At 39.8% G+C, this 25,551-nt stretch carries 23 protein-coding genes; 10 read left to right on the forward strand and 13 right to left on the reverse strand.

Annotated features, from left to right (window positions below):
• The first annotated feature begins 17 nt into the window (after positions 1 to 17).
• The 5 genes from IO68_RS22685 (at position 18) to IO68_RS22705 (ending at position 5,354) form a co-directional block, all read left to right on the forward strand.
• A complete protein-coding gene (locus IO68_RS22685; protein WP_171068564.1) occupies positions 18 to 2,702 on the forward strand; it encodes a TonB-dependent receptor in 2,685 nt (894 codons plus the stop codon).
• 151 nt (positions 2,703 to 2,853) lie between these two features.
• Positions 2,854 to 3,561, forward strand: coding sequence for an energy transducer TonB (locus tag IO68_RS22690; protein ID WP_007481094.1), 708 nt, complete (start codon positions 2,854 to 2,856; stop codon positions 3,559 to 3,561).
• A gap of 39 nt (positions 3,562 to 3,600) precedes the next feature.
• On the forward strand, positions 3,601 to 4,476 hold the full coding sequence (locus IO68_RS22695; protein ID WP_007481093.1) for a MotA/TolQ/ExbB proton channel family protein: 876 nt from the start codon (positions 3,601 to 3,603) through the stop codon (positions 4,474 to 4,476).
• A gap of 11 nt (positions 4,477 to 4,487) precedes the next feature.
• Complete coding sequence (locus IO68_RS22700) at positions 4,488 to 4,913, forward strand: ExbD/TolR family protein (RefSeq protein WP_007481092.1); 426 nt, start codon at positions 4,488 to 4,490, stop codon at positions 4,911 to 4,913.
• A gap of 21 nt (positions 4,914 to 4,934) precedes the next feature.
• On the forward strand, positions 4,935 to 5,354 hold the full coding sequence (locus tag IO68_RS22705) for an ExbD/TolR family protein (protein WP_004881193.1): 420 nt from the start codon (positions 4,935 to 4,937) through the stop codon (positions 5,352 to 5,354).
• 75 nt (positions 5,355 to 5,429) lie between these two features.
• Here IO68_RS22705 and IO68_RS22710 read toward each other — a convergent pair whose 3' ends face one another.
• The 6 genes from IO68_RS22710 to IO68_RS22735 form a co-directional block, all read right to left on the reverse strand.
• Positions 5,430 to 6,101 (reverse strand): hypothetical protein, encoded by a 672-nt coding sequence (locus IO68_RS22710; RefSeq protein ID WP_023013030.1) that lies wholly within the window; start codon positions 6,099 to 6,101, stop codon positions 5,430 to 5,432.
• Between the two features lie 373 nt (positions 6,102 to 6,474).
• Positions 6,475 to 7,119 carry a dethiobiotin synthase gene (gene bioD / locus IO68_RS22715; RefSeq protein WP_023013031.1) on the reverse strand — a complete coding sequence of 215 codons (645 nt, stop codon included), beginning with the start codon at positions 7,117 to 7,119 and terminating at the stop codon, positions 6,475 to 6,477.
• Positions 7,116 to 7,874 carry a malonyl-ACP O-methyltransferase BioC gene (gene bioC / locus IO68_RS22720; protein WP_171068565.1) on the reverse strand — a complete coding sequence of 253 codons (759 nt, stop codon included), beginning with the start codon at positions 7,872 to 7,874 and terminating at the stop codon, positions 7,116 to 7,118. Before bioC ends, bioD begins: the two co-directional genes overlap by 4 nt.
• Entirely contained in the window at positions 7,865 to 9,019 is a 1,155-nt protein-coding gene (locus IO68_RS22725; RefSeq protein WP_023013033.1) for an 8-amino-7-oxononanoate synthase, read from the reverse strand. The genes bioC and IO68_RS22725 overlap by 10 nt, the downstream gene beginning before the upstream one ends.
• Positions 9,006 to 10,301 (reverse strand): adenosylmethionine--8-amino-7-oxononanoate transaminase, encoded by a 1,296-nt coding sequence (gene bioA / locus IO68_RS22730; RefSeq protein ID WP_023013034.1) that lies wholly within the window; start codon positions 10,299 to 10,301, stop codon positions 9,006 to 9,008. Before bioA ends, IO68_RS22725 begins: the two co-directional genes overlap by 14 nt.
• Positions 10,302 to 10,577: 276 nt before the next feature.
• Positions 10,578 to 11,318, reverse strand: a complete 741-nt coding sequence (locus IO68_RS22735; RefSeq protein WP_023013035.1) for a hydrolase — start codon at positions 11,316 to 11,318, stop codon at positions 10,578 to 10,580.
• Positions 11,319 to 11,408: 90 nt separating this feature from the next.
• Between IO68_RS22735 and IO68_RS22740 the strand changes: the two genes are divergently transcribed.
• Positions 11,409 to 11,987 carry a peroxiredoxin gene (locus IO68_RS22740; protein ID WP_004881206.1) on the forward strand — a complete coding sequence of 193 codons (579 nt, stop codon included), beginning with the start codon at positions 11,409 to 11,411 and terminating at the stop codon, positions 11,985 to 11,987.
• 54 nt (positions 11,988 to 12,041) lie between these two features.
• Here IO68_RS22740 and ftn read toward each other — a convergent pair whose 3' ends face one another.
• Positions 12,042 to 12,506 (reverse strand): heteropolymeric bacterioferritin subunit Ftn, encoded by a 465-nt coding sequence (ftn, locus tag IO68_RS22745; protein WP_004881207.1) that lies wholly within the window; start codon positions 12,504 to 12,506, stop codon positions 12,042 to 12,044.
• A gap of 353 nt (positions 12,507 to 12,859) precedes the next feature.
• Here ftn and IO68_RS22750 point away from each other — a divergent pair, with 353 nt between their 5' ends.
• Positions 12,860 to 13,915 carry an SDR family oxidoreductase gene (locus tag IO68_RS22750; protein WP_004881209.1) on the forward strand — a complete coding sequence of 352 codons (1,056 nt, stop codon included), beginning with the start codon at positions 12,860 to 12,862 and terminating at the stop codon, positions 13,913 to 13,915.
• Between the two features lie 47 nt (positions 13,916 to 13,962).
• On the opposite strand, the gene IO68_RS22755 is transcribed toward IO68_RS22750, so the two are convergent.
• The 5 genes from IO68_RS22755 to IO68_RS22775 form a co-directional block, all read right to left on the reverse strand.
• Positions 13,963 to 14,787 carry a hypothetical protein gene (locus IO68_RS22755; RefSeq protein WP_023013036.1) on the reverse strand — a complete coding sequence of 275 codons (825 nt, stop codon included), beginning with the start codon at positions 14,785 to 14,787 and terminating at the stop codon, positions 13,963 to 13,965.
• A complete protein-coding gene (gene ligA / locus IO68_RS22760; RefSeq protein ID WP_023013037.1) occupies positions 14,777 to 16,804 on the reverse strand; it encodes an NAD-dependent DNA ligase LigA in 2,028 nt (675 codons plus the stop codon). The genes IO68_RS22755 and ligA overlap by 11 nt, the downstream gene beginning before the upstream one ends.
• A 72-nt stretch (positions 16,805 to 16,876) precedes the next feature.
• Positions 16,877 to 17,878 carry a cell division protein ZipA C-terminal FtsZ-binding domain-containing protein gene (locus IO68_RS22765; RefSeq protein WP_019385073.1) on the reverse strand — a complete coding sequence of 334 codons (1,002 nt, stop codon included), beginning with the start codon at positions 17,876 to 17,878 and terminating at the stop codon, positions 16,877 to 16,879.
• Between the two features lies 1 nt (position 17,879).
• Positions 17,880 to 21,371, reverse strand: a complete 3,492-nt coding sequence (gene smc, locus IO68_RS22770; protein ID WP_023013038.1) for a chromosome segregation protein SMC — start codon at positions 21,369 to 21,371, stop codon at positions 17,880 to 17,882.
• 10 nt (positions 21,372 to 21,381) lie between these two features.
• On the reverse strand, positions 21,382 to 22,077 hold the full coding sequence (locus IO68_RS22775; RefSeq protein WP_004881216.1) for a GntR family transcriptional regulator: 696 nt from the start codon (positions 22,075 to 22,077) through the stop codon (positions 21,382 to 21,384).
• A 347-nt stretch (positions 22,078 to 22,424) separates the two neighbouring features.
• Here IO68_RS22775 and IO68_RS22780 point away from each other — a divergent pair, with 347 nt between their 5' ends.
• Together IO68_RS22780 and IO68_RS22785 are read left to right on the forward strand one after the other, a co-directional pair.
• Positions 22,425 to 23,396, forward strand: coding sequence for a hypothetical protein (locus IO68_RS22780; RefSeq protein ID WP_023013039.1), 972 nt, complete (start codon positions 22,425 to 22,427; stop codon positions 23,394 to 23,396).
• A 14-nt stretch (positions 23,397 to 23,410) separates the two neighbouring features.
• Complete coding sequence (locus tag IO68_RS22785; RefSeq protein ID WP_023013040.1) at positions 23,411 to 23,953, forward strand: GTP-binding protein; 543 nt, start codon at positions 23,411 to 23,413, stop codon at positions 23,951 to 23,953.
• 5 nt (positions 23,954 to 23,958) lie between these two features.
• On the opposite strand, the gene IO68_RS22790 is transcribed toward IO68_RS22785, so the two are convergent.
• Positions 23,959 to 24,759: a sulfite exporter TauE/SafE family protein gene (locus IO68_RS22790; RefSeq protein ID WP_023013041.1), complete on the reverse strand. Its 801-nt coding sequence runs from the start codon at positions 24,757 to 24,759 to the stop codon at positions 23,959 to 23,961.
• A gap of 31 nt (positions 24,760 to 24,790) precedes the next feature.
• Here IO68_RS22790 and IO68_RS22795 point away from each other — a divergent pair, with 31 nt between their 5' ends.
• Positions 24,791 to 25,543, forward strand: coding sequence for a biotin--[acetyl-CoA-carboxylase] ligase (locus IO68_RS22795; RefSeq protein WP_023013042.1), 753 nt, complete (start codon positions 24,791 to 24,793; stop codon positions 25,541 to 25,543).
• Positions 25,544 to 25,551 lie beyond the last annotated feature (8 nt).

Raw genomic sequence — 25,551 nt, forward strand, 5'->3', positions numbered from 1 at the left:
TAGGGGTTATAAATTCAATGAAAAATACCAATTTCGTTCAATCAAGTGCTATGCCAAAAGCGAGCAAATGCATACTAAAACTCAGTACCCTGAGCCTAAGTATGTTGTGTTTAACTATGACCCATGCTGCTGAAACAGAATCATCTACCGATGAGAAACCGACGAAAGTCGTAAAAGTTGCAGTTACAGGTTCATCGATCAAGGGCGTTGCTGCACAAAGTGCATCACCAATAACCATCGTAAAAGTCGATGAAATTTTAAAACAAGGGATCACGACAACAGAGGAGGCTTTAGCAAAAATTACAGCCAACCAATCAAACTTCGTTACCGCATCAAACGTTGGTGCGAGTAGAACTGTTGGCTCATCTGCTAACTTACGCGGATTAGGTTCAAATAAAACCTTAGTACTCTTAAACGGCAGACGCCTTGCTGCCAATGCTTATGACAGTGGCGTTGCCAATCTCAATATCATCCCTCTTGCGATGCTCGATCGTATTGAAGTTCTGAAAGATGGTGCTTCCGCCGTTTATGGAACAGACGCGATTGGTGGTGTTGTGAACTTCATTACCAAAAAACAATTCAATGGCTTAAATTTCAGTGCTGGTTATCAAAAGCCTGAACAAAAAGGTGGTGAACAACAAAATTATTCTATTTTTGGTGGTTTCGGTGACTTAGATGAAGATGGTTTCAATGCATTTGGTGTAGTTGATTATCGTCGTGGCGAAGATGTTATGGCACAAGACCGTAAGGTCAGTCGTCGCGGTGGTGTTATACCTGAATTAGGTGTGAATAGAACCAGTAGTGGCTCATTTCCTGCAAACCTATACGATACAAAAACAGGTACTTTTGGCAACCCCTATGCGAGTTCAGGCTGTGGGGACAACCCATTATTTTTTAGTAATGATGGCGTAACTTGCCGTTATAACAGCCAAGCAGTGATCGGTATCGTTCCTAAAACTGAAGATGTTTCTGTCATGGGACGAGTCACAGCAAAAATCAATGATAACTTCAATGCGATTGGGGAATATTTATATGCACGCAGTGAGGTAACTACCTCTGTTGCTCCAGATGTATTTTTTGATTTACCAATGAACCCAACCAGTAAATATTATCCAGGTAATGGCATCACTCCAGCAATGGATAATGTCAGCGGTCCTTTAGAACTATATTTACGTTCGCAAGCTGGCAATCGTATTAGTAACAGTGTCAATGATTCACATCGTATTTTTGCTGGTATCGAAGGTGAAGCATACGGCTGGGATATTAATACAGGGGTAACATATGCACGAAGTAATGCTGCTGATAATATTTTAAGTGGTTATCTTAACTACGATAAAACAGCAGAAGCTTTACTCAATGGCACGCTTAACCCATTTGGCCCTCAAGCAGCAGAAGATGGTGATGTTTGGAGTACATTAGGCGCTAAAGGTAAATATTTAGATGCTAAATTAGATTCAACAATCGTTGATTTCACTGCTAGTCGCCCTATTTATACTCTTCCAGCAGGCGATGTGGGTTTTGCAGTTGGAGCAAGTTACCGCAAAGACGATTGGCAATCAAAAACTATCTCTGAAATTGCTAGTGTTGCACCGAGTACTGGCGTAGATCCAAATGAACCGATTAATGAAGGTTCTCGAAACATCAAGGCAGTATTCACAGAGCTCCATATCCCACTTCATAAAACGTTAGAAGCTCAGCTTGCCGCGCGATACGATGATTACAGCGATTTTGGTGACACATTCAACCCCAAATTCTCTCTTCGTTGGGAACCAATCAAGCAGTTGATGTTCAGAACAAGCTATACCAAAGGCTTTAGAGCACCAACGCTTTGGGAAATGTACTCACCAACTTCGATTACCAATACCGCTGCAACTTATAATGACCCTGTTCTTTGTCCGGGTGGTGTTCCTGCTACTGGTGCATTACCCGCGCGTGACTGTGGAATGCAGTTTGATCGTCAAAATGGCGGTAACAAAGACTTAGAACCTGAAAAGTCCGATTCATTCACCGCTGGTGTAGTATTCCAACCAACCAAAAATCTTGTTTTCACTCTAGATTACTTTGATATCAAAGTTAAGAATCAAATTACAACTATCTCTGAGACAGGTATTTTCGGTAATCCAGAAAAATATGCAGATAAATTTGTTCGAAATTCAGACGGTTCACTCAATTATATCAATACACTACAACAAAACTTAGGTGGTATTAAAACCTCAGGTTTTGATGCAAGCATGGCTTGGCGTTCTCCAATGACAAGTACTGGTCAGGTTGGCTTCAGCATTGATGGAACTTATGTTACTGATTACAAATATCAAGAAGATGAAGGTATGCCGTGGATTGGTGTTGCTGGTAGCTATGCAGGTCTAGACTATCAAGCCATTGTTCTACGTTGGAAACATACTGCAAATCTAGATTGGCGCTATGAAAACTGGGCACTCAACCTCCAACAAAACTTCTCTAAAGGTTATAAAGACCAAAACTCTGCTGGTCAAAACCATAAAGTTAGTGACTACACAACCTACAACCTCTCAGGAACATACAAAGGCTTCAAAAACGTAGAACTCACCTTAGGTATTAAAAATATGTTTGATGCAGAACCACCAGCATCAAATGTATTGGACAACTTCCAAATGGGTTATGACCCACGTTATGCAGATGTACTCGGTCGTACTTACTTCGTTCGTAGCACTTTCAAATTTTAATATGTTCATCACTACAACATGATTTTGATGCTGTAGTGATCCACCGTAATCACCAATTCACACAAGGAAAAATGGTCTGTATTTCCCCCATTACGAACCTTTTCCTTCTCAAGTTAAACGTGAATTGATGATTACAATTTCAGGAGCAATTATGGGCATACCCTTTTCTGAGAGTGAAAATCAATCCGCCAAACGCCTAGTCGGTATTGGTGTGGTTTTATTCTTACACCTCGTGATCGCCTATATTCTGATGACGAGTTTAGCGACTGACTTTATCAAACCTGTCGAGAAACCTGTAGAACTACAGATTATTCAAGATATAGAACCACCGCCGCCTCCACCACCAAAACCAGAGGAAAAGCCACCAGAACCACCAAAAATGGTAGAGAAAGTAGCAAAAATTCCTGATCCACCACCGAAACCAGTTGAGGCTGTGAAACCTGTTCAAAAGCCTGCACCGACTCAGACGACAAAGGCTACGGATGCAACTCCTACACCATCACCTGTTGCAGCAAGTCCAAGTCCAGTTGCAGCTCCAACCGTTGCAGCCGCACCTTCCGCTCCAGCTAAACCAGCAGGCATTTCACGTGGTGTTTCCGAAGGTGAAGCTGGCTGTAAAAAACCAGACTATCCACGTGAACAAGAAATGGCAGGTGAAGAAGGTACTGTTCGAATGCGTCTTCTAGTAGATGGTTCAGGAAAAGTGATAGATGCAAAAGTTAAGAAATCCAGTGGTGTTAGAGCCTTAGATAAAGCCGCTTCGAAAGCATTTAGTCTATGTACATTTACTCCCGCAATGAAAGATGGGGTACCTCAACAAGATTGGTATGAAGTTGAATACTCTTTCACAATTTCTTAATTAATTGAATAAATGAAACAAATTTTTGGAGAATTTAAGATGAATAAAACAGCAAAACATATCGCACGCTTCGCAGCAATCGGTCTCATTTCTACCAGTACATTATTACCATTTCACACGGTATGGGCTGATGAAACTACGCAAGCAACAGCTGTCACAACAACGAATACTGAAGCCGTTACCCAAGCCACACCAACTCCGCCACCGTTACCCGCTACAGAAGAAAAAGTACATAACCCTTATGGCTTAGAAGCATTATGGCGTGAAGGTGATCTCGTCGCAAAAACCACACTTTTTATTTTAGTTCTGATGTCAATTGGAACGTGGTACATCATTTTTTCTAAAGTATTTCAACAAAGTAAAATCAAGCGTCACGGCACTGAAGCTGAACGTAACTTCTGGGAAGCAGATACATTAAATAGTGCAAAAGAAAGTTTAGATCCTAGCAGTACCTATCGGTATATTGCTGAAAAAGGCATTCACTCAACAAAACATCATGACGGCACATTATTAGAACGTATCGATTTCAACACTTGGGTGACAATCTCAATTCAACGTGCAATTGAAAAAGTCCAAAGTCATCTTGGCAATGGTTTAGCTTTCCTCGCTACCGTCGGTTCAACTGCGCCTTTCGTTGGATTATTTGGAACAGTCTGGGGTATCTACCACGCATTAACTGCAATCGGCATTTCAGGACAAGCATCTATCGATAAAGTTGCTGGACCTGTTGGTGAAGCACTTATCATGACTGCAATTGGCCTTGCTGTCGCAGTACCAGCTGTACTTGGTTATAACTGGCTCACTCGCCGCAATAAAGCCGTGATGGACAATGTCCGCTCTTTCGGCTCAGACCTACATGCTGTACTTCTCAGTGGTGACCTAAACAGCAATCACCCAAACCGTAATTCTAAATAAGGAATACGATTATGGGCATGATGATTAATTCAGATCAAAGTGACGATGATGTAATCGGAACGATAAATACGACTCCGCTTGTGGACATTATGTTGGTATTGCTAATTATCTTTTTAATTACTGTTCCAGTCGTCACGCATACCGTTCCAGTCAAACTTCCTGAGGAAAAAAATACGCCTTATGCCACCACACCACAAAATATTCAGCTCTCAGTCAATAAAACTGGTGATATTTTCTGGAATGAACAACACGTTGCAAATAAAGAAACTTTGCTTGCACGTCTTCAAGTTGAGGCGCAAAAACGCCCTCAACCTGAGGTTCATATTCGTGGTGACCAACTTACACATTATGAGGCGATTGATCAGGTTATAAGTACAACTCAACAAGCTGGTATTGGCAAAATCGCATTTGTCACTACACCACCTAGTTCACCATAAGGTCAGATTAAGGAGTCACTCATGGGTATGAATGTCGGTCCAAAAAGTAGTGAAGATGATGTCATGCTTGATGTCAACATGACACCTTTAATTGATGTCATGTTGGTATTGTTAATCATGTTCATCATTACCATCCCGATTCCAAATAATGCCATTAATATCAACTTGCCAAACGGTACGCCTCCGCCGCCGACTGACCAAAAACCGCCAGAAGTGATCAATTTACGTGTCGATGCTCAAGGTCAGATTTTTTGGAATGATCAGGTGGTCGCGGATCGCCAAGCACTAAAAGCACTGTTTGAAAATGTGGCTCAAAAGGCAGATCAGGATCAAATTAAATTTAAACCTGATGCCCAAGCAGAATATAAAAATATTGCGATGGTGATGGCTTTAGCTCAGCAAAGCAATGTCACTAAAATAGGAATTGTCAGTAATAACTAAAAAAATAAAAACAATAAACTAAGCTTCACAACTCTAAGTTGCTCCTATGCTAACAAGCTCGCTTGTTAGCTTTTTTTATTTTATTTCATTTACCAGAATAGGGATGATAGTGCTATTCACCTTATAGCCTTTCGGTTTGTCATCACATGCATCGCCCATAACTGTCGTTTTAACAACGAACGGAGAATAAGGCATCACATTTAAATAGCCAGTATTATCAGCACCAGTACGACAATCTTCGGTTTCAAGTTTTTCATCAAAACGCCCAGCATAAGATGACTCTTGAACTTCTGTTATTAACTTTGCATTCCATTGATTGAGATAAACTAAACTTTTTGTAGATTCGACTGTACCCTGCCCTGAGCCAGCACTTTCGATTTCAACTAATTCAATCGGTTTACCTTTATACACAGTTGGATGCACTTTAAATGTATTCGATTGCCCACCGAACTCTTTTAATATCTGAGCCTGTTTGAGCTTTGGTCGAGTCAGCACATAACCTGCCCAAAAGTTACGACCTGCATTTTCAAAACTCACACCAGATAAATAAGCTTCTTCACCCGAAACTAATTTCACTTTTTCCGTGTGATCAATCTGAATGGCTTGCTGAGGATTAGCATTTGAATCTTGTAAATTAGTGATCCAACTAATAATGGTTTTATCTGTCGGGATAGCAGCATAGGATGCTGAGACTGGAATCAAAAATCCAAATAAAATGGATAGAACTAATTTATTCTTCTTGTTCATTTTAGACCTTACTTTTATACAATCAAAACTTTCACTTGAAATATGATACTCGGAAACGTCATCCACAACCTGAGCAAGTCAAAGCGATTAAAGCTTTGACTTAGCGCAAGACAAACGGAGTGCGTAGTTCATGCTCAAGCATAGCTTTCGCCTTGCGGTACGGCAAAGATTATTAATCTTTGCTATTCGTACCTCAGGTTTTGTGGATGACAATGCCTTTGCCTACTTTGAGCGAAACCAAAGTAGGGCGAACCTGAACGAAGTTGAAATATATTTCAACTGAAGTGCAAGACACAGTTATTTATCCCTAACTTTAGCTTGAACTCGGCGAGACTCCGTGAAGAGTGAATATTTTTTCTAATTAAAACTTAAGTTAATTAAACTTTTCCAACTCAATCCATTGAGCATCAGGAAAATGCTTTGCTAAATAAGTTTTTAAATAATCCGCTGTATCTTTAGAAATAAGTAGATCTTTCGATTCATCTTTTAAATTGTACACCAAAGCATGCAAACTCAAACCACGCTGCTTTAATGCTTCTAAACTCAATAAAGTATGATTAATACTACCCAAACGCCCAGAAGTCACCAAAATCACAGGAAATTGATGCTGAGCGATATAATCAATAGTCAACAATTCTGTGGTTAAAGGCACCATCAAACCGCCAGCACCTTCTAACAATACGACCTCAAACCGCTGAGCCAATTCTTTAGTCGCAGCTTCAATTTTCGCGAAATCTAAGTCTCGTCCATCTAAACGTGTGGCTAAATGCGGCGAGGCAGGATAAGTAAAAATTTCAGGCATGGTCAGCTTTTCATGGTCTTCTTGAAACCAGCCACTACCCATAATTTCACGGTGTTTTTCAATATCTTCAGAGATATCTATATTACCCGTTTGAACTAATTTTTGGGTAATAACTCGCTGCCCCTGTTCGGTCCAAAGTTTGGCGAGATAACCTGTGGCATAAGTTTTACCAATTTCAGTATCAATACCACTGACAAAATAAATTGCTGCACTCATGCTTTTCTCCGAGCAACGACATATATAGGATGATAAGTCAGAGGATAACCTTGCTCATCATGAAACTGTTGATAATCTAAATAAAACTGCTGTAAAGATTGCTTGGTCCAACGATGCGATTTTGCTGTCGCCGTTACGCCAGTCGCTTTAAGATGATGTAAAACAGATTTTGGATGATCAAAATACAAATGCTTTTGTAGTTCATGTATGAACAAAATTTCGAAACCATTTTGTTCAAGTTGCTGTTGCAAAGCGCTCAATGAACAATAGTTCAATCCTTGCCCTGTCAGCTGCTTAATCTCAGTTAAATTTTCCGTTCCAAAAGTAGAAAAACCTAAATAACCGCCTTGATTCAATGATTGATGTATTCGCTGTAACAACACAGGTAGATCAATCATCCATTGTAAAGCAGAACTTGAAATTACTGCGTCAAGTGAATGAGGGAGTTGAAGTTGCTCTATATCACCAATCAACCAGTGTATCTTTTCCCGATCAGAAAAATGTTGAGCTACATCTTCATATAGATCATTTAAATAAAGATTCTTCGTATGAAAATAAGATTGAAATAAGTGAGTTAAATTTCCCGAACCACAACCGATCTCAAGGACTGAATCCAAGTTTTTCGGACAATAAGTTTTGAGATATTCAAATAGTTCTTTACTGATCTGCTTTTGCGTCACGGCATGTTCAACATAACTTTGCCCTGCTTTAGCAAATCTTTGGGCAACCAGTGCTTTATTGACGCTCACAAACACTCCACCAATTGTTCTAACTCCTTTTTTTGCACCAAAGAAGTTAAAGATATTCTTAAACGTGAACTATTTTGCGGCACGGTTGGCGGACGGACAGGCATGGCATAAAAGCCCTGTTGCTGCACATACTTCGCCTTTTCGATTGCAGCTTGGCTCTCACCGACAATAATCGGAATAATATGACTACTGGATGGACTATAAAAACCTTTCTCAATCACGGCATGTTGTAGGTAATGACTCATTTCGGCTAAATGCTGACGTTGCTGCTGCATGCTCAACATTTTATTAAAAATAAAGTCAGACCAAGCCATCGAAATCGGCGGTAATGCAGTACTAAAAATCAAAGGTCGCATTTTATTGATCAGATAATCACGAATGATTGAATCACAAATGATATATCCCCCAACCGAAGCCATCGCTTTACCAAGTGCCCCAACCAAGAAATCGATCTGATCCAATACTGCATATTGCTCAGCACAACCTAAACCCTGCTTTCCCCTCACACCAATGCCATGTGCTTCATCCACATATAACATGGTTTTATGGAAACGCTGTTTTAACTGAACCAAGGCGGCTAAATCAGTCTCATCGCCATCCATACTAAAAATACTTTCAGTCACCACAATAACGCGTTCAATTTGCTCATCTTGATGATACTTTTGCAATAACTGTTCCAAATGCTGCAAATCATTGTGTCGATAACGCACATATTGAGCTGTAGACAATCGGATACCATCGATCATACTGGCATGCACAAGCTTGTCCGCCAAAATAATGGTTTTGCTATCAGCCAGCGCAGGCAAAATACCAATATTCATGTGGTAGCCACTATTGAAAAGTAATGCAGCACGACCAAAGGCTTTGCTTAGGCTATTTTCAAATTGTTCGTATTCTGCATAGTTACCAGTCAGTAAGCGTGAAGAAGATGAACTAAATAATGCCCGCTCGATTTTTAGTGTATCGAGGAACTCCTCTCTTAACTCTAGATCAGCAGCTAAGCCTAAATAATCATTGGATGCCAAATTCAACATGGTTCGATCTTGAATGGTAATAAATCGTCCATGCTGTTGATTTGAAGTAAATTGGCGAAAATTACCTTGTTGCTTGAGTTGATCAAGCTGTTCAGCATAATGATCAAGCAAGGACATTAGCATGTGCTCCTTGCATACTTTTCACCACTTCAGTCAAATGTGTTAATAAATAGTTCAGTTCATCATCACTAATCACATATGGCGGCATCACATAGACCAATTTTCCAAATGGTCGCACCCAAATACCACGTTCAACGAACTGCTGTTGTAAAGTTTTCATATCAACATTGATGGTTAATTCAACCACACCAATCGCACCTAGAACCCGTACATCGGCAACGTGATCAAGCTGTACTAAATCACTTAATTGCTCAACAAGGATCTTTTCAATACGTTGAATATTGCTCTGCCAATCTTGCTCAACCAATAATTGAGTGCTTCTCAAAGCAACAGCACAAGCCAGAGGATTCGCCATAAAGGTTGGACCATGCATGAACACGCCCGCTTCGCCACGGCTAATGGTTTCAGCCACATCTTTTGTCGTTAAGGTCGCAGACAATGTCATATAACCGCCTGTCAATCCCTTACCAATACACATAATGTCAGGTTCAACTTGGGCATGTTCCCAAGCAAACATTTTGCCTGTGCGCCCAAAACCAGTGGCAATTTCATCAAAGATTAACAATAAATTGTACTGCTCACACAAAGCTTTGGCTTGGCGTAAATATTCAGGATGATAAAAACGCATTCCCCCTGCACCCTGCACAATCGGCTCAATAATCAATGCTGCAAGTGTAGGATGATGAAGTTCAATTTGCTTTTTAAGTTCATCAATATCTTCTGGATTCCATTCACCATCAAAGCGGCTTTGTGGTGCGGGTACAAAAATTCGATTCGGTAAACTCGTGCCAAAAATCTGATGCATTCCCGTAACAGGATCACACACAGACATCGCATTCCAAGTATCACCATGATAGCCAGAACGTGTAGTAATAAAATTAGTTTTCTCAGGTTGACTCAACGCAGCCCAATATTGCACTGCCATTTTTAAAGCCACTTCAACTGCAACCGAACCTGAGTCTGCGTAGAAAATCTTATCTAAGTTCGGCGGCGTAATTTTTAATAATAATTTGCCCAATTCAATCGCAGGTTCATGGGTTAGGCCGCCAAACATGATATGCGCCATATTCTGCAATTGATCTGCAACCGCTTGATTCAGCTCAGGATGGTTATAACCGTGAATCGCACACCACCATGACGACATGCCATCAACTAAAGTTCGACCATCTTCTAGTTCAATCGTTGCACCATAAGCACGTTTCACTTTAAAGGTTGGTAGTGGATTTAACATCGAAGTATAGGGATGCCATATATGTTCTAAATCAAATAAATCGGTCATCCTTTATTCACTCCTCATTTTATCCTAAGCCAATTAAATGCACGAAAATATCTACAATCGCAGAGGCGGCATGGATGCCGCCCGTTGAGCTGCGGCATCAAGGATGTGCCGTCAGCTCAACAAAGGATTTTTGCTTACTTTTGATCCTTCAAAAGTAAGGTCATATATTTGCACAATACAATAACGTTGCCATAACCGACAAAGGCCAACTATCTTAAACGTGTCAAAACCTAAAATAAATTGCGAGAACTTTCAATTCAAGCAAGATTAAACCGTCTATTGAATAAAATCCTTAATTATTTGCACAGTCTGTTCAACCATGAAGCATGGAAAACCATGTGAAGCACCATCAATCGAAACAACATATAGATTCTTTGCAGCTAAATTCTGAATATTTTGCACAACTTGGTAAGGAACTAAAGCATCATGCTCCGCAATCACATGAAGCTGATCACCTTGATAGTTTTCATACATCTCAACCAAATTGATTTTTTCCAACATCAGTAAGCCTTGCTTCAATAACGCAATCGGCTGTGGACGAATCAACTTTTGCATTGCTAAAAAATCTTTTCTTGCAGTATCCGCACCTTGGCAAACAAGTAAACCAAAGCGTTTTAAAGTTGTAATCGCATCCTGCTCAAATGATTGTTTGAACTGTTGGAATGTTTCAACAGGCATTGCAGTCGACCAGTTTTCTTGCGCTACAAAACAAGGATTTGAAGCTAAAGTAATTAAAATCTTCTGTTCTGCATATTGTTTTTCTATTTGATGGACTAATAATGTTGCAAGTTGTCCACCCAGCGACCATCCAAGAATTACATCAAACGCTCTTGCATATTCAACTTGTTGTTGCAAAACTCGCTCATCTAAGGCATTGAAAATATTAATTCGATCTACACAATGTCCTTGCTGTTGCAATGCTTCGTGCAAAGGTTGTAATAATTCGGCTCCACCACCCCATCCTGTGATCAGTAAAATCTTCTTAGACAAACGCATACCTTTTGATTGAACAATCATTTTGTATAAAACATCGCATATATTCGTTATTTTTCCTAGCCACCCCACTTCAATTTGCTAAAATATGTGCGATTACACTTTGAGATCAAAATGATGAATACGATAAAATCCAAAGTTCTTATTCTTTGTAGCTCACTATTTTTGATGACTTATCCAAGTCTAACCGTAGCACAAAGTAACTTATTTTCCTCAAAAAATACCGCGCAGAAAGAATGGGTTGGACAATCCGCACCAGACTTTAAACTACAGGATCAAAGTGGTAAATGGCATACTTTGAATCAGTATAAAGGTAAATGGATCGTGCTCTATTTTTATCCTAAAGACAACACAGCAGGCTGTACACAAGAGGCCAATCAGTTCAAGTCACTCTACCCTCAATTTATAAAATCAAATGCTGTAGTTTTAGGGGTAAGTTTAGATGATGTCGCTTCACACCAAAAATTTTCAGAAAAACTTGGCTTGCCATTTCCTATTTTGGCTGATGACAAAGGTGAACTTGCAGGAAAGTTTGGGATTGTAAGAAATTTTGGGATTGCAAAAATTGCTAAAAGAGAGAGTTTTCTAATTAATCCTCAGGGTGCGATTATGTATCACTACACCAGTGTCAACACACAAACCCATGCAGATCAGGTACTTAAAGACTTGAAAGACGCTCAAACGAAAAAGTAAATGCGGAAATAAAAAACTCAGCACTAAGCTGAGTTTTTTTATTGATTTAGAATATTAGATCTGCGATTGAATATAGTTCTGTAAACCAATTAACTCAATTAAACGTAATTGTTTTTCTAACCAATAAGTATGGTCTTCTTCTGTATCAGAAAGCTGCTGACGAAGCATATCACGGCTAATATAGTCGCCTTTCTCTTCACAAAGCTTAATTCCTGTCGCCAGTTTCTCACGAACATGATATTCAAGCGCCAAATCAGCTTTTAAACAGCTCACAACATCGTTTCCAACATTAATGTCTTCACGATTCATATTCGGTTGAGCACCTAAAAACAAAACACGACGAATGATTGCATCAGCATGAGAAGCTTCTTCCTGCATCTCATGATCAATACGTTCGTAAATTTTACCTAAGCCCCAATCTTCGTACATTCTTGAATGAATTAAATATTGATCACGAGCAGCCAACTCACCGCCAATGAGCATATTTAAATAGTCGATGACTTCTGGATTGCCACGCATAATACTTACTCCTATCGAATGCCACTATTATGTGCAAGTTAAAATATAATTGCAAAGTTAAATTTGTGTAAGTTTATGATTTTTATAAAATTAAAATGAGAAACATACGCATTTACAGTTTTAATTAAGTAAAATTCTTGAAGTAAAATAAGCGCTTGCAAACGAACATCTTGATCCTAAACCCATAATTTATGAAGAAAACGTTTATTTTCATTTTTGTAACCATTCACAATGCTTCTTATTTAGCCCTTTGTTTTAATCAATAATCTTAAAAAAATGACTGGTCAGCTGTTGTTTGTTCAAGCAAAATTCGCTAAATAAGAGCAATCACAAAAATACGATGTGGAAAAGAAATGAATAAAAGCACACCAATCTTGGTCACTGGAGCAACGGGTTATATCGCTGGCTGGATTATTGAACGGCTATTAAATCAAGGATATAAGGTGAATGCGACTGTTCGTGATCCATCTAAAACTAATAAAATCCAACATCTTTATGACATCGCCGAGAAGTCATCTGGACAAATCCAATTTTTCAAAGCAGATTTACTTGATCCAAATTCTTTTGATGATGCAATGCAAGGCTGTGAGGTGGTGATTCATACCGCATCACCTTTCGTTGTGACTAATTATAAAGATGCGGTAAAAGACATTATTGAGCCTGCGGTGAAAGGTACTGAAAACGTCCTCAATAGTGTCAACCGTACTGAATCCGTTAAACGTGTGGTACTCACTTCAAGCATTGCTTCGACCTATGGTGATGCAATTGAAATTCTAGATACTTCAAATAATGAGTTTGATGAAAATGACTGGAATAACACCAGCAACGAAACGCATCAACCCTACTCATATTCAAAAGTGGCTGCTGAACGCAAAGCATGGGAGATCGCAGATCAGCAAAGTCGTTGGAGTTTAGTTTGTATTAATCCAGCACTGGTTATGGGGCCGTCACTGACCGATGCAAGCCAATCAGGTAGTATTGAAGTATTGCAACAGTTCGGCAATGGTACGACCCTATTCGGTGTGCCGCCAATGTGGAATGGCATTGTTGATGTACGAGATGTTGCTGATGCACATGTGAAAGCCGCTTTAGATCCACAAGCCAAAGGCCGCTATATCATCTGTGGTGGAACATTAAGCTTACTTGAAATGGGTAAAGCATTAACGCAAAAGTTTGGTTATAAATATCCTTTCCCGCATTTTACTGTACCAAAAACAGCATTCTCACTGATTGCACCAATGCTCGGACATTCTCGTCAGTTTGTAAAACTTAATATGGGCTATCCGATTTACTTTAATGCTGAACGCAGTGTAAATGAGTTGGGAATTCAATATCGCGATATTCGTGAGAGCGTTTGTGAGCATTTTCAGCAATTGCTAGATGATGGAATTGTGAAAAAATATATTTAATAAAAAAGCACCTCTCAATTTCATCATTGAGAGGTGCTTAACTACAATTATTTAATCTTAAATGCTTTTATGATGTATTCATCAATATCCTTATAACGATTACCATGTTGGTCTTCTAAATAGAGCAACGCTAGGTATTCTTTTCTTGTCCCATGTCGACCAGTGGATTCAAGCTTTTCATAAGGTTGATAGATGAGTTTAGCCATCTTACCTTTTTGAAATTCAACGTTCACGCTACAGATTTTTTGTGAATCATTTTCAGACTCAAGACTCTTCACCTGACCTAACCTTAAACCAGTGTATCGATATAGCTTCTGCCTTAATTCCCAACGTAACTCGAAATCAAGTTGAGATAGTGAAGCATCCTCTTGATCCATTTGATCAACTAAATATCGTTTTATTTGCTGATAAGCGAACTCAACTATATGATTTGGCTGATATATATTTGACTTTAATAACCCTTGATCATAAATAGAATCAGAAGCAACAAGATTATTCGATTTCACTTGATCAAACTGATCAACAGCTTGATCAAACAATTTCATTTCCTCTTGAATATCTAATTGAAATTCCTTCCAACATTTCTCCGCTTGTCGACCATCTTTCTGCAGACAAATAAACTTTTTTTGTATTTCTTGCTCTTTTAACATATCTAGAAATAAACTTTGTCGTAATTCAACTTTTTCTAATACAGTATTTAAAAGTTGAGTATTTAGTAACTCTCGCACATTATCCAACACTTGTGTTTGCTTGCATTTGGTCGCGCTATCATAATGATGATACGTGATCATCAATAGAATAGGGAGAATTGCTGCTAGGCAAAAACCTATGATTAATTTAGCGATTTCCTTATCTGCTTCATCAAACTTCATACTGAGCTAAAAATTCCAGAAACTCTTGTTCATTCATTACTCGAATTTCTAACTTCTGCGCCTTGTCTAGCTTACTTCCCGCTTTTTCACCCGCAACCACACATTTTGTTTTACTCGAAACACTGCCACTCACGCGAGCACCTAATGCCTGCAATTTCTGTGTTGCTTCATCACGTCCCATACTTTCTAAGGTTCCAGTCACCACCCAACTCTCGCCATTTAAAGGCTGGCGTGTTGGTGCAGTCGGCGCATCCCAATGAATTCCTGCTGCAAGCAATCGATCTAACACCTCAATGTTATGTGGAGCTTGGAAAAAGTCTGCAATCCATTCCGCAGTAATATCACCGACATCAGGAGTTTTCTTGAGTGCTTCGATATCAGCTGCTTTCAATGCTTCAAATGTCTGGAAAGTATTCGCCAACATACGCGCTGTTGTCTCACCAACCCCGCGAATGCCTAGACCATAAATGAAACGAGCCAAAGTCGTTTTCTTGCTGGCTTCAATTGCATCAATCAAGTTTTGAACAGACTTCTCACCCATTTTTTCAATGGTTAAAAGTGTGTCTCGATGCTCATGCAAATGATAAATATCAGCCACATCTTTGAGTAAGTCGAGATGTAATAGTGATTCTACCCAACGATCCCCCAAGCCCTCAATATCCATCGCTTTACGGGATACAAAGTGACGAATCGCTTCAATACGTTGCGCTGCACAGTATAAACCACCCGAACAACGTGCCAACGCCTCCCCCTCTGGCATGACTACAGGTGAATCACAGACTGGACAATTGCTAGGAAGATGCACAATTTCAGCATCGGCAGGTCGAAACTCAGCCCAAACTTTTTCCACTTTTGGAATCACATCACCCGTACGGTAGACACTCACAGTATCACCTACACGCACATCTAAGCGGTGGATTTCACCAATGTTATGCAAGGTCACATTCGATACCGTCACACCACCTACGAAAACAGGTGCTAAACGCGCAACCGGCGTTAAAGTTCCTGTTCTGCCTACTTGCCAGTCAATATTCTCAACTTTGGTTAAAGCGGCTTGTGCTGGGAATTTATATGCCGTTGCCCAACGCGGTTCACGACTCAGGAAGCCGAGTTGTTGTTGTTGCTTAAGGCTGTCCACCTTAATCACCATGCCATCAATTTCGACTTTAAGATTCGGGCGCTCTTGTTGAATTTGTTCATAACGCTGTTGCACTTCCTCAATCGAAGCACACAGGAATTGACGTTCGGCAATTTCAAAACCAAATTTGGTTAGCCAATGCAAACTATCGTGCATCGTAGCCAAACCATGATTTGGGACACACTGCGCGATGCCATACGCATAGAACGCCAATGGACGCGAAGCAGCAACATTTGGATCAAGCTGTCTTAGACTCCCTGCCGCAGCATTACGCGGATTGGCAAAGGTTTTCTCTCCTTTCGCCTCTTGGTCAGCATTGAGCTTTTCAAAACCCGATTTAGGCATTAGGACTTCACCACGAACTTCCAAGAAATCTGGAATGGCTTGATGCTGACTTGATAATACTTTAGGTAGATTCCGAATGGTTTTTACATTCTGAGTAATGTCTTCACCTGTTTCACCATCACCACGAGTTACACCACGAACCAACACACCATTTTCATACCACAGTGAAATCGCTAAACCATCGAGTTTAAGTTCAACATCGTATTGAACTTTTTGATTCGGTAGACGCTCATCAATACGTCGAGCAAAAGCAAATAAGTCTTCCTGATTAAAGACATTACCCAACGACAACATTGGGACTGCATGGGTCACGCTTTCAAATTTTGATAGTGCTTGACCACCCACCTTATTGGTTGGTGTATCAGCCTGAATACATTCTGGATATTGTTGTTCTAAGGCTTTAAGCTGATGAAATAAATGGTCATATTCACTATCTGAAATGGAAGGTTGATCCATCACATAGTAAGCATGATTATGTTTTGCAATCAGTTGAATCAACTGACGCATTTGCTCAATAACTGAGTTGTGTTCCATTTAAATTTCACCATATAAAAGGGCGGAAAAACCGCCCTATAACTTTTCACTGAATTTATTATAAAAGATTCATTAAGCTGTTGCTTGATTTGGACGATAATCAATCACATGATGACGCCAATGTTCTTTCAATTGCGGTGTAAACTCTAAATTGTTTTCGTCGTAGACCTTACCATCTACCTCACGCGCAATTAAACCTGCAATACTGGTCATCATGTCATAACCTGTAACCGCTTTGCTATTTGGTAATGCAAGGAAGAAGGCTAAGCCTTGTACCTGCTCACCCGATAAAGTTTCTAAATCGAAACCTGCTGGACCATTATCCGTCATGCGTAATACAGAGAACATCAAAGCACTTGGTTCATCAGTATTTTCATAGCGATGGAAGCATGACATTTCACCGAAACGTAAGCCATATTTCAACAGTACTTTTAAGGCTTTATCACCTGACAATGCACGGCGTGGATTCGGATATACATTCAAGGCAATAATCTGTTCAGCGGTTGCTAAAGCACTTTCATCATCATAACGTTGTTGTTCATGTAAATGTACATCCAAGATATTGCTTTCACCATCAAACTCTTCAATAGCAACAGTTTCAATATTTGGATTTAAACTAAGCTCAGCTTCTGATTTTTCTTCGTCTGACTTTTCTGACGTCTCTAAAGTTGCAACTTTATCAACCGCTTCAGCCTCAATTTCGACCTCAGCATTGATTTGTTTTTCTTCAACCTGTTCAGCTACAGGTTCAGTTGTTGTTTTTGTATCTTCTTGTTCAGCAACAACATCTACTTTTTCTTCAACAATTACGACAGGCTCAGGAGTTTCTACTTGTGCTTCTGCTGACTCCACTTTAAAACTTGGTTCTACTCGTGCAGTTGCAGCGGTGACTGCCTCAGTTTGAAGTTGATCACGAACATGGCGCGGGATCACTGGCTGCTGACTTTCTGGATTAATATGTAAATCAGCTTCTAGTGACGGCTCAACTGGTTTTGGTTTTCTTAAAATCATCACTAAACCAACGAGCATAATCACAACGGCGATAACAATGCCTATTATTGTATTCATTTCCATACTAAGACTCCGCAACTAACCCGTATTCTTTTGCCTGTTCTAAATCGACAGTCACTAATTTTGATGTGCCTGGCTCTGGCATGGTCACTCCCAGTAAATCAGTTGCCATTGTCATTGCCAATTTATTATGTGTAATGTAAATGAATTGCACTTGTTCAGAAAGCTCTTTTACCAAATTACAATACCGCTGTACGTTGGCATCATCAAGTGGTGCATCAACTTCATCCAAAACACAGAATGGCGCTGGGTTTAATCTAAAGATCGCAAAGACCAAAGCCAAAGCCGTTAAGGTCTTTTCACCACCTGAAAGCAATGCTAAAGAACTATTCCGCTTGCCGGGTGGACGTGCCATCAACTTCACGCCAGATTGCCAATCATCTTCAAGGCTTAAAGTCGCTTCACCACCACCAAACACTTTTGGAAATAGCAGTTGTAACTCTTGATTGACTTGATCAAAAGTGGTCATAAACAACTTACGCGTTTCTTGGTCAATACTCTTCATCGCACCTTTAAGCTGCTCGACGGTATTTTCCAAATCTTGCATTTGGTGACTAAGCTCATCAAAACGCTGCGAAACCTCCTCATACTCTTGTGAGGCAGCTAAATTTACAGCACCAATTTTTTCAAATTGCTGTTGAGCTTTTTCGAGTTTTTGCTGATGTTCTTTAATTTCAATCGAAACATCATTTAAAGCTTCAGTATTTAATTCTTTCAACTGCTCTAAATAGTGTTCTCGATCTGATTTTGCTGCTTGCCATGCCAAACGTTTTTGCTCAAGCAATTCACGTACTTGCTCATCTTTCTGTTGTGCCAGATGACGCTGTTCCGTTAATTGTTGTTGCTTCTCTTGTACCTGATTCAATTCGAGCTGCCATTCATTCCAATTTTTTTGCAACTTTTCAGTTTGCAGGAACTGCTCTTGGAATTGAGACTCTAAATTTGGTAACTCGAGTTGAATTGGATCTACAAATTTCTTCGCCTGTTCAATTTGTTCAATAATTTGTCGATATTGAGTTTTTAGAAATGAAATATCTTTCTCTAATAACTCAATTTGCTGATTGGCTTGAGACGTCTGACGGCGCAATGCTTCACGTTGTTGTTGCTGTTGCGTGAGTTGTTGCTGTTGCTCATCCAATTGTTCATTCAAATTTTCGACTTGAAATTGTAAGGTCTTATAATTCGGCAATACGGCTTCTAATTTCAATGCCAGAGCATGTAGATCAATCTCAAGATCATCACGCTGCATGGCATCTTCCTCAAGCTGTACATCGAGCTGTTTAAGTTGATCTGCCAATTGTTGCTGTTGTAGAACAAAAGCCTGAGCTGTGCTTTGTAATTTAGCAACCTGTACATCTAACTGTTGCAGCTCTTTTTGCTTTTGTTTTAATGTGAGCTGCTGCTGTTGCAGATTTTGTTGCTGTCGCTGTAAATCTTGCTGATATTGTGCAAATTGATTTTCTAAATCAATTAACTGCGGCTGCTTTTCTTCGAGTTGCTGTTGAATCTCCTCTAAACGGACTTGATGACTCAACATCCCCTGCGCACTTTGGCTGTCTTCGTCGTAGTGTAAACCAATCACCCAATCTGCACCGACATGATAACCATCTAGCGTTACAATCGATTGTGATTGATGGAGTTCGACTTGATGATCTAATGCTATCGCTAAATCATCTGCAACGGTTACATTTGCCCAAAGTGAAGACTGTGGTGCTTCAATGTAGTCTGATAGGTATTTTAAATCTCCCCTATCCCCTCTGGAACTCCTCCCTTTATCAAAGGGATGAGGAACGGTTGTAGTTCCGCAAGAGGGATTCTTTAACTGACGCGCCACCCCTTCCTGAAATGACTGCTCATCATCCAATACTTGCGCTTGTAACCATTTGGCCAAGAACTTTTCAATAATGGCAGCATACATTTTACCTTGCGCAGTTAAACGCAAGCTTTGCATCAGTCGAACCACATTTTGATCATGCTTGGGACTTTGCTTTGCGACCAATTGATTTAAGTTCTTTTGTTCTGCCAATAAAACCTGAATCTCTGTTTTTAGGTTCTGTACATCGGTCTTATAAATCTGTTGTTGATCTTGCTGTTTCTGAACATCCTGCTGTAACTGCTCAATTGCAGATTCTAATACAATAATTTCTTGTTGAAGTTGTTGTTGTAATTGCTCAAGCTGTTCCTGCTCATCATTTTGAACTTGCGCACGAATTTGACTCGCTTGAGTCTGCACAGTTTGCTTTTGCTGTTCAATCCGCAGCACATTTTTGCCTAACTGTTCTATTTGCGCTGCCATCTGCAACTTTTTTTGTTGTTGCTGATCGACTTGTGCTTTCAGTTGTTCAAATTGTTGTTGGGCTTGCTTTTGCTGTGCCTGAACATCACTGACATTTTGTTCAGCAGATTGAGTCTGTTGTTCCAACTCAAGTAATTGCTCATTTTGCTCATCAAATTGAGTGGTTAAGGTTTCAACTTGTAGTTCAGATAACTGTAAACGTTCTTTGGTTTGTACTTTTTGCTGTTCTAGCTGTACCAAACTACTACTATTTTGCTGAAATAAGCTTTGCTTCTGCTCCAGCGTCATTTTCAATTCAGCTAACTTTTTCTCTGCTTGTTGCCATTCTAGTTGTAAAGGTGATGACTGCTGAATTAAACGTTGAAATAAAGCACTGGTCGCCTCTAAGTCATGTTCAATCGTACTGGACTCAGAACGAACAAGCTTAAAACGCTCGCCAAGTTCCGTCATTTCCACAGTATATTCTTGTTGTAGCTTCTGACTCTGATTTGCCTGAAAAGAAAGAATCTCAACTTTTAGCGTTCTGATTTGACCTTCTAAAGTTTTGTATTGAATCGCTGCTTCCGACTGACGCTTGAGTGTTCTCAGTTGGGATTTTAGCTCTGCTGCAATATCGTCTAGCCGTGCGAGATTTTGTTCAGTGTGTTCTAAGTGTTGTAGCGTTTCACGGCGACGTGCTTGATAACGAGAAACGCCAGCCGCCTCCTCAATAAACACTCGCATTTCTTCTGGTTTAGCATCGACAAGACGGTTAATCATGCCCTGCTCAATTACTGCATAAGAACGTGGGCCTAACCCCGTCCCCAAGAAAATATCGGTAATATCACGACGACGACAACGCGTACCATTTAAGAAGTATTCTGACTTGCCTTCACGAGTCACTTGCCGGCGAACGGCAAGCTCATTATAGGCGTTATAAGCACCACCTAACTTGCCATAAGTATTATCAAAGCGAAGCTCTACACTTGCTACACCAACAGGTTTACGCTTGGCTGTCCCCGTAAAAATGACATCCTGCATACTGCCGCCACGCAGCTGGCGTGCATTAGACTCGCCCATAACCCAGCGAATCGCATCAATAACATTCGATTTACCGCAACCGTTTGGCCCAACAACCGCAGTACGGTTTGCCTTAAAATGTAATGTTGTACTATCGGCAAAAGATTTAAAGCCTGAAAGTTTTAAACTGCTTAAACGCATACTGCCCTAACTAGCGGCGTGAGCGTCTAGCCCAAGCCAATTCAATCTGTTTCATACGTGTCAGAGATTCCAACACAAGGTTACGCAAGTGTCGACAAAAATCTTCCATAAATAAAGCAGCTTGTTGTGATTTTCGGATTAAAATAGCATCAATCACAAGCTTAAACAGGGTAAATGATTCTTGAAGTTCTCGACGAGAAGTATTTAACGTTAAAAAATAGCTACGGCGTAACGATGGCAACAGTTCTTTATAGAACTTCATGAGATATGGGTTTGCCACCATTTCATGTTGTTCAGCTAAATATTTAAAAATCGCATCGTAGAACTTTTCAATATCCCCAGCTCTGACAAACTCCACCAACTGATCAAGAAGAACCTGCAATTGCTCTGCTTCGTTGACTCGCCAAGTCTCACTAATTCTCTGCACGATATGACCCAACACCATGACATTGGTATCAAATAATGCTTTGACTTGTTGCGCTGACATTTCAGAGACAATTGCACCACGACGTGGAAAAATCTCAATCAAATAAGTTCGTTCCAAAATCAACAATGCTTCTCGGACTGAGCCACGGCTTACATCTAACTCTTTAGCGATGCGTAATTCTTGAATACGCTCTCCTTCGACCAATTCTCCACTAATGATCTGTTCACTTATATATTTTGCAATCTGTTCAGAAAGACTATCAGCCTCATCGAGATTCATGATCCCCTCGCTATCTTTGTTATACGCATTGTCCAATGCTGTTTGCGCTTTTTTGTTTTAACTGATCTCGCCTCATAAATTCTATATCATTGTCTGACAATTTTATTGCTTTTTAAGCCAATCGCGATGAAAAAGCATGCTTTTTCTAAAAAAGTTGAACAGAAGCTTTATTTTTCTACGAATAAGATCAAAAAGTTAAGTCTGTAAAGTCTGATTAACCGAATATCTGAAAGATAGAACCACTCACCAAAATTTTATTGATATAAATCACATAAAATAATATTTTTATTAAAATAAACACATTTTATCTTTACTGAATTATTCAGTTCTTCAATATGAGTCTCATCATGGGTGTTCAGCAAGCTGTTAATATTGCAATTTTTGGGATGAGTCTCAGAGTATTGAACGAGTTGAAAGAACGCGTTATCAGTGCAGTTCCCAATCATATCCAAGTAAATTGGAGCAATATTGCTGAACCACAACTCGATATTCTGATGATTAACCATATCTTTGTGGATTCACCCAATATTCAAAACCTGATTAAAAATAGTAATATCAAAGTATTGAGACTCATCAATAATATAGAAAAAAGCAGTTTGATAGAAAATGATATCCTCTATTTACCCATTAATCACATTCATTCACTGCATCATTGGCTCAATGAGAAGCTCTCTGGTGCACCTATGCTTAAAGATCAACCGCAATTCGATGCTATTGAAAACGCTAAGCCTATTCAACACAAACACATCAAAGATGTATTAGACGAAATTCAGAATCCTAAGAACGGTAAAATACAGATCTTTAATAATGATGGTTTGCTTGCAATTGCTGATCCTCGCAATGAGTGGTTATGGCAAAGTCCAGATTATCAGTCCAAATCGACCGATCTAAGCCTTAACTACACCTATGCGACGCAAAATAACTTATCTTGGATCACGGATTCACAACAACAAGATTTAAAACAATGGCTATGGAATTTAATCTGGTCATCACCTGATTTTATTGAGTTGTGCCCTGCATCCACCTCAAGTTTTTATCTCGAAATTTGGCCACAACCAAAAAATAAAATTGATCGCCAAAATATTTTAAGAATGTCTGCTTGTTTCGCACAAGGCGCACAAATTACAACGGTTGCTACTCAACTCAATCTGTCAGAACAATACGTTAGACTTTTTATTGGCGCATGTTTAGCAACCAACTACGGTAAAGTCATTAAAGACCATCAAACGACTTATCAACCAAAAAAACAACATAACGAGACTGAGCAACACTTTATGAAGAAGCTATTTGGTCGCTTACGTCATCGTTTGGGTTTTTAATTTAGGACAACATTATGATTTTACATCAATATAAAATTGTCTTTGGTGGAACGATGGGTTCAGGTAAGTCCACGGCGATTAAAGCTCTATCAGAAATCGAAGTGCTCGGTACTGAAGCACTGAATACAGATATTGAATCACATGAGAAGCTACTTACCACTGTAGGAATTGATTACGGAGAAATCACTTTAGATGATGGTGTAAAAGTTGGTCTATATGGGACACCAGGACAAGATCGTTTTGATTTTATTTGGTCAGTCATTTGCAAAGGTGCGATTGGAACGATTGTAATGATTGACCATGCTGCGGAAAATCCACTCTTTGATTTAGATCAGTTTATCCAAGCATTCCAACCTTTCGGCAATAATATCGTGATTGCCATTAGCCATATAGATCGAAAGCCAGAGCGTACCCTCTCTATGTATAGAGAATGGCTGCGTGAAAAAGCATTGAATTATCCATTGTTTTTTATTGACGCTCGCCAACAGGATGATGTTCTACTATTGGTCGAAACATTAATTGCAACAATCGAAGTACACTATGGTTTGATCAATTAAAGGGCTTAAAATAACCCTTTATAAATAAAATAACTGCCCACAAAAACTAATAAACCTGCAAAACATTTTTTCAACATTGCGGGTGATAAACGATGTGCAACCTTCGCACCTAATTTGGCAGTGATAAAACTCATCGCACTAATACCTAAAAAGGCATAAACATGCACATAACCAATCGTGTTTGGCACATCGATTTTTTCTTGAGCCCCAAACCACATGAAACCAATAGCACCAGCAGCAGCAATAGGCAATCCGCACGCCGCAGAGGTTGCAACGGCTTTCTGCATCACCACGCCATGACGATTCAGATAAGGTACGGTTAAGCTCCCACCGCCAATCCCGAAAATTGCAGAAGCAACACCTATTCCTCCACCAGCGGCAAACTGCCAAGGTGCAGATGGTAAATGTCGATTGGGATCAACTACAGCATGCGCGCCTCTAAACATTTTAAATGCCATTGCTACAACGAACACACCGATCAAGAGTTGTAAGTGTTGACCTGACATTAAATCAGCCACGCCCGCACCCAGAAATGAACCTATCACTAAACCAGGTGCTAAATTACGAAAAACATGCCATAACACAGCCCCTTTTTTATGATGAGCCATCACAGAGCTAATAGACGTTACAATGATAGTTGCTAGTGATGTTCCAACTGCAATATGCATAATCACATTCGGGTCATAATTCATTTGAGAAAAAACGACATATAAAATTGGAACAATAATAAGCCCGCCACCGACACCAAATAGCCCTGCTGTAAATCCAGCAATTGCACCAATCAGCAAATATATGATTAACTCCATAAACTCATGACCACGCTACTCGTAAAAAATGATGGATGATTTCGCAACTCGCCAGTTACAGCAATTATTAAACGCAAAAAATCAATTTCCAGAAGTGGTGTTACTTAAAACCACCACCACATCGACCAATGATGATATGCGTGAAATTACACAAAAAGGCATTACGACAGGACTGGTGTGCAGTGCACAACAAACGCAAGGACGTGGTCAACACCATCGTCAATGGTCATCTCCTGAAGGGAATATTTATTTCAGCACACTGATTCAAACTAAAACAGCACTCGACGGTCGCCTTGCACTTGAAATTGCACTGAATATTTTACAGATGCCTAGCTTACACGGTTTAACGTTGCAGGTTAAATGGCCAAACGATTTATATAGCCCACAAGGGAAATGGGGCGGGATTCTCGTCGAACCACTCTCTGCTCATCAGGCAATCATCGGAGTTGGCTTAAATCTCAATACCCCACCAGTTGAAAATGCAGATCAACCGATCACCTCTCTAGAAATGTTAGGTTTACATCAAATTGATCGTTTAACATTGATTGCTGAACTTTACACGGCTATTCAACAAGCAGCACAATGGTTTCAGCACGGCAGCTATAATTTGGCAGAACGCTTTAATCATCATGCAATTTGGTTAAATCAAGAAGTCGAATTTGAACATGCCAAAGGTAAAGTTCAGGGAATTTTTCAAGGAATATCCAATGACGGTGCTGTGATTATCCACACTGATCAGGCACAGCAATTTTATCAAGGCCGTCTACGCTTGGCTTCACTATAAGGAAAGCA

Origin of the sequence: Acinetobacter sp. COS3 (genome assembly GCF_000475335.1) — a bacterium.
GTDB lineage: Bacteria > Pseudomonadota > Gammaproteobacteria > Pseudomonadales > Moraxellaceae > Acinetobacter > Acinetobacter venetianus.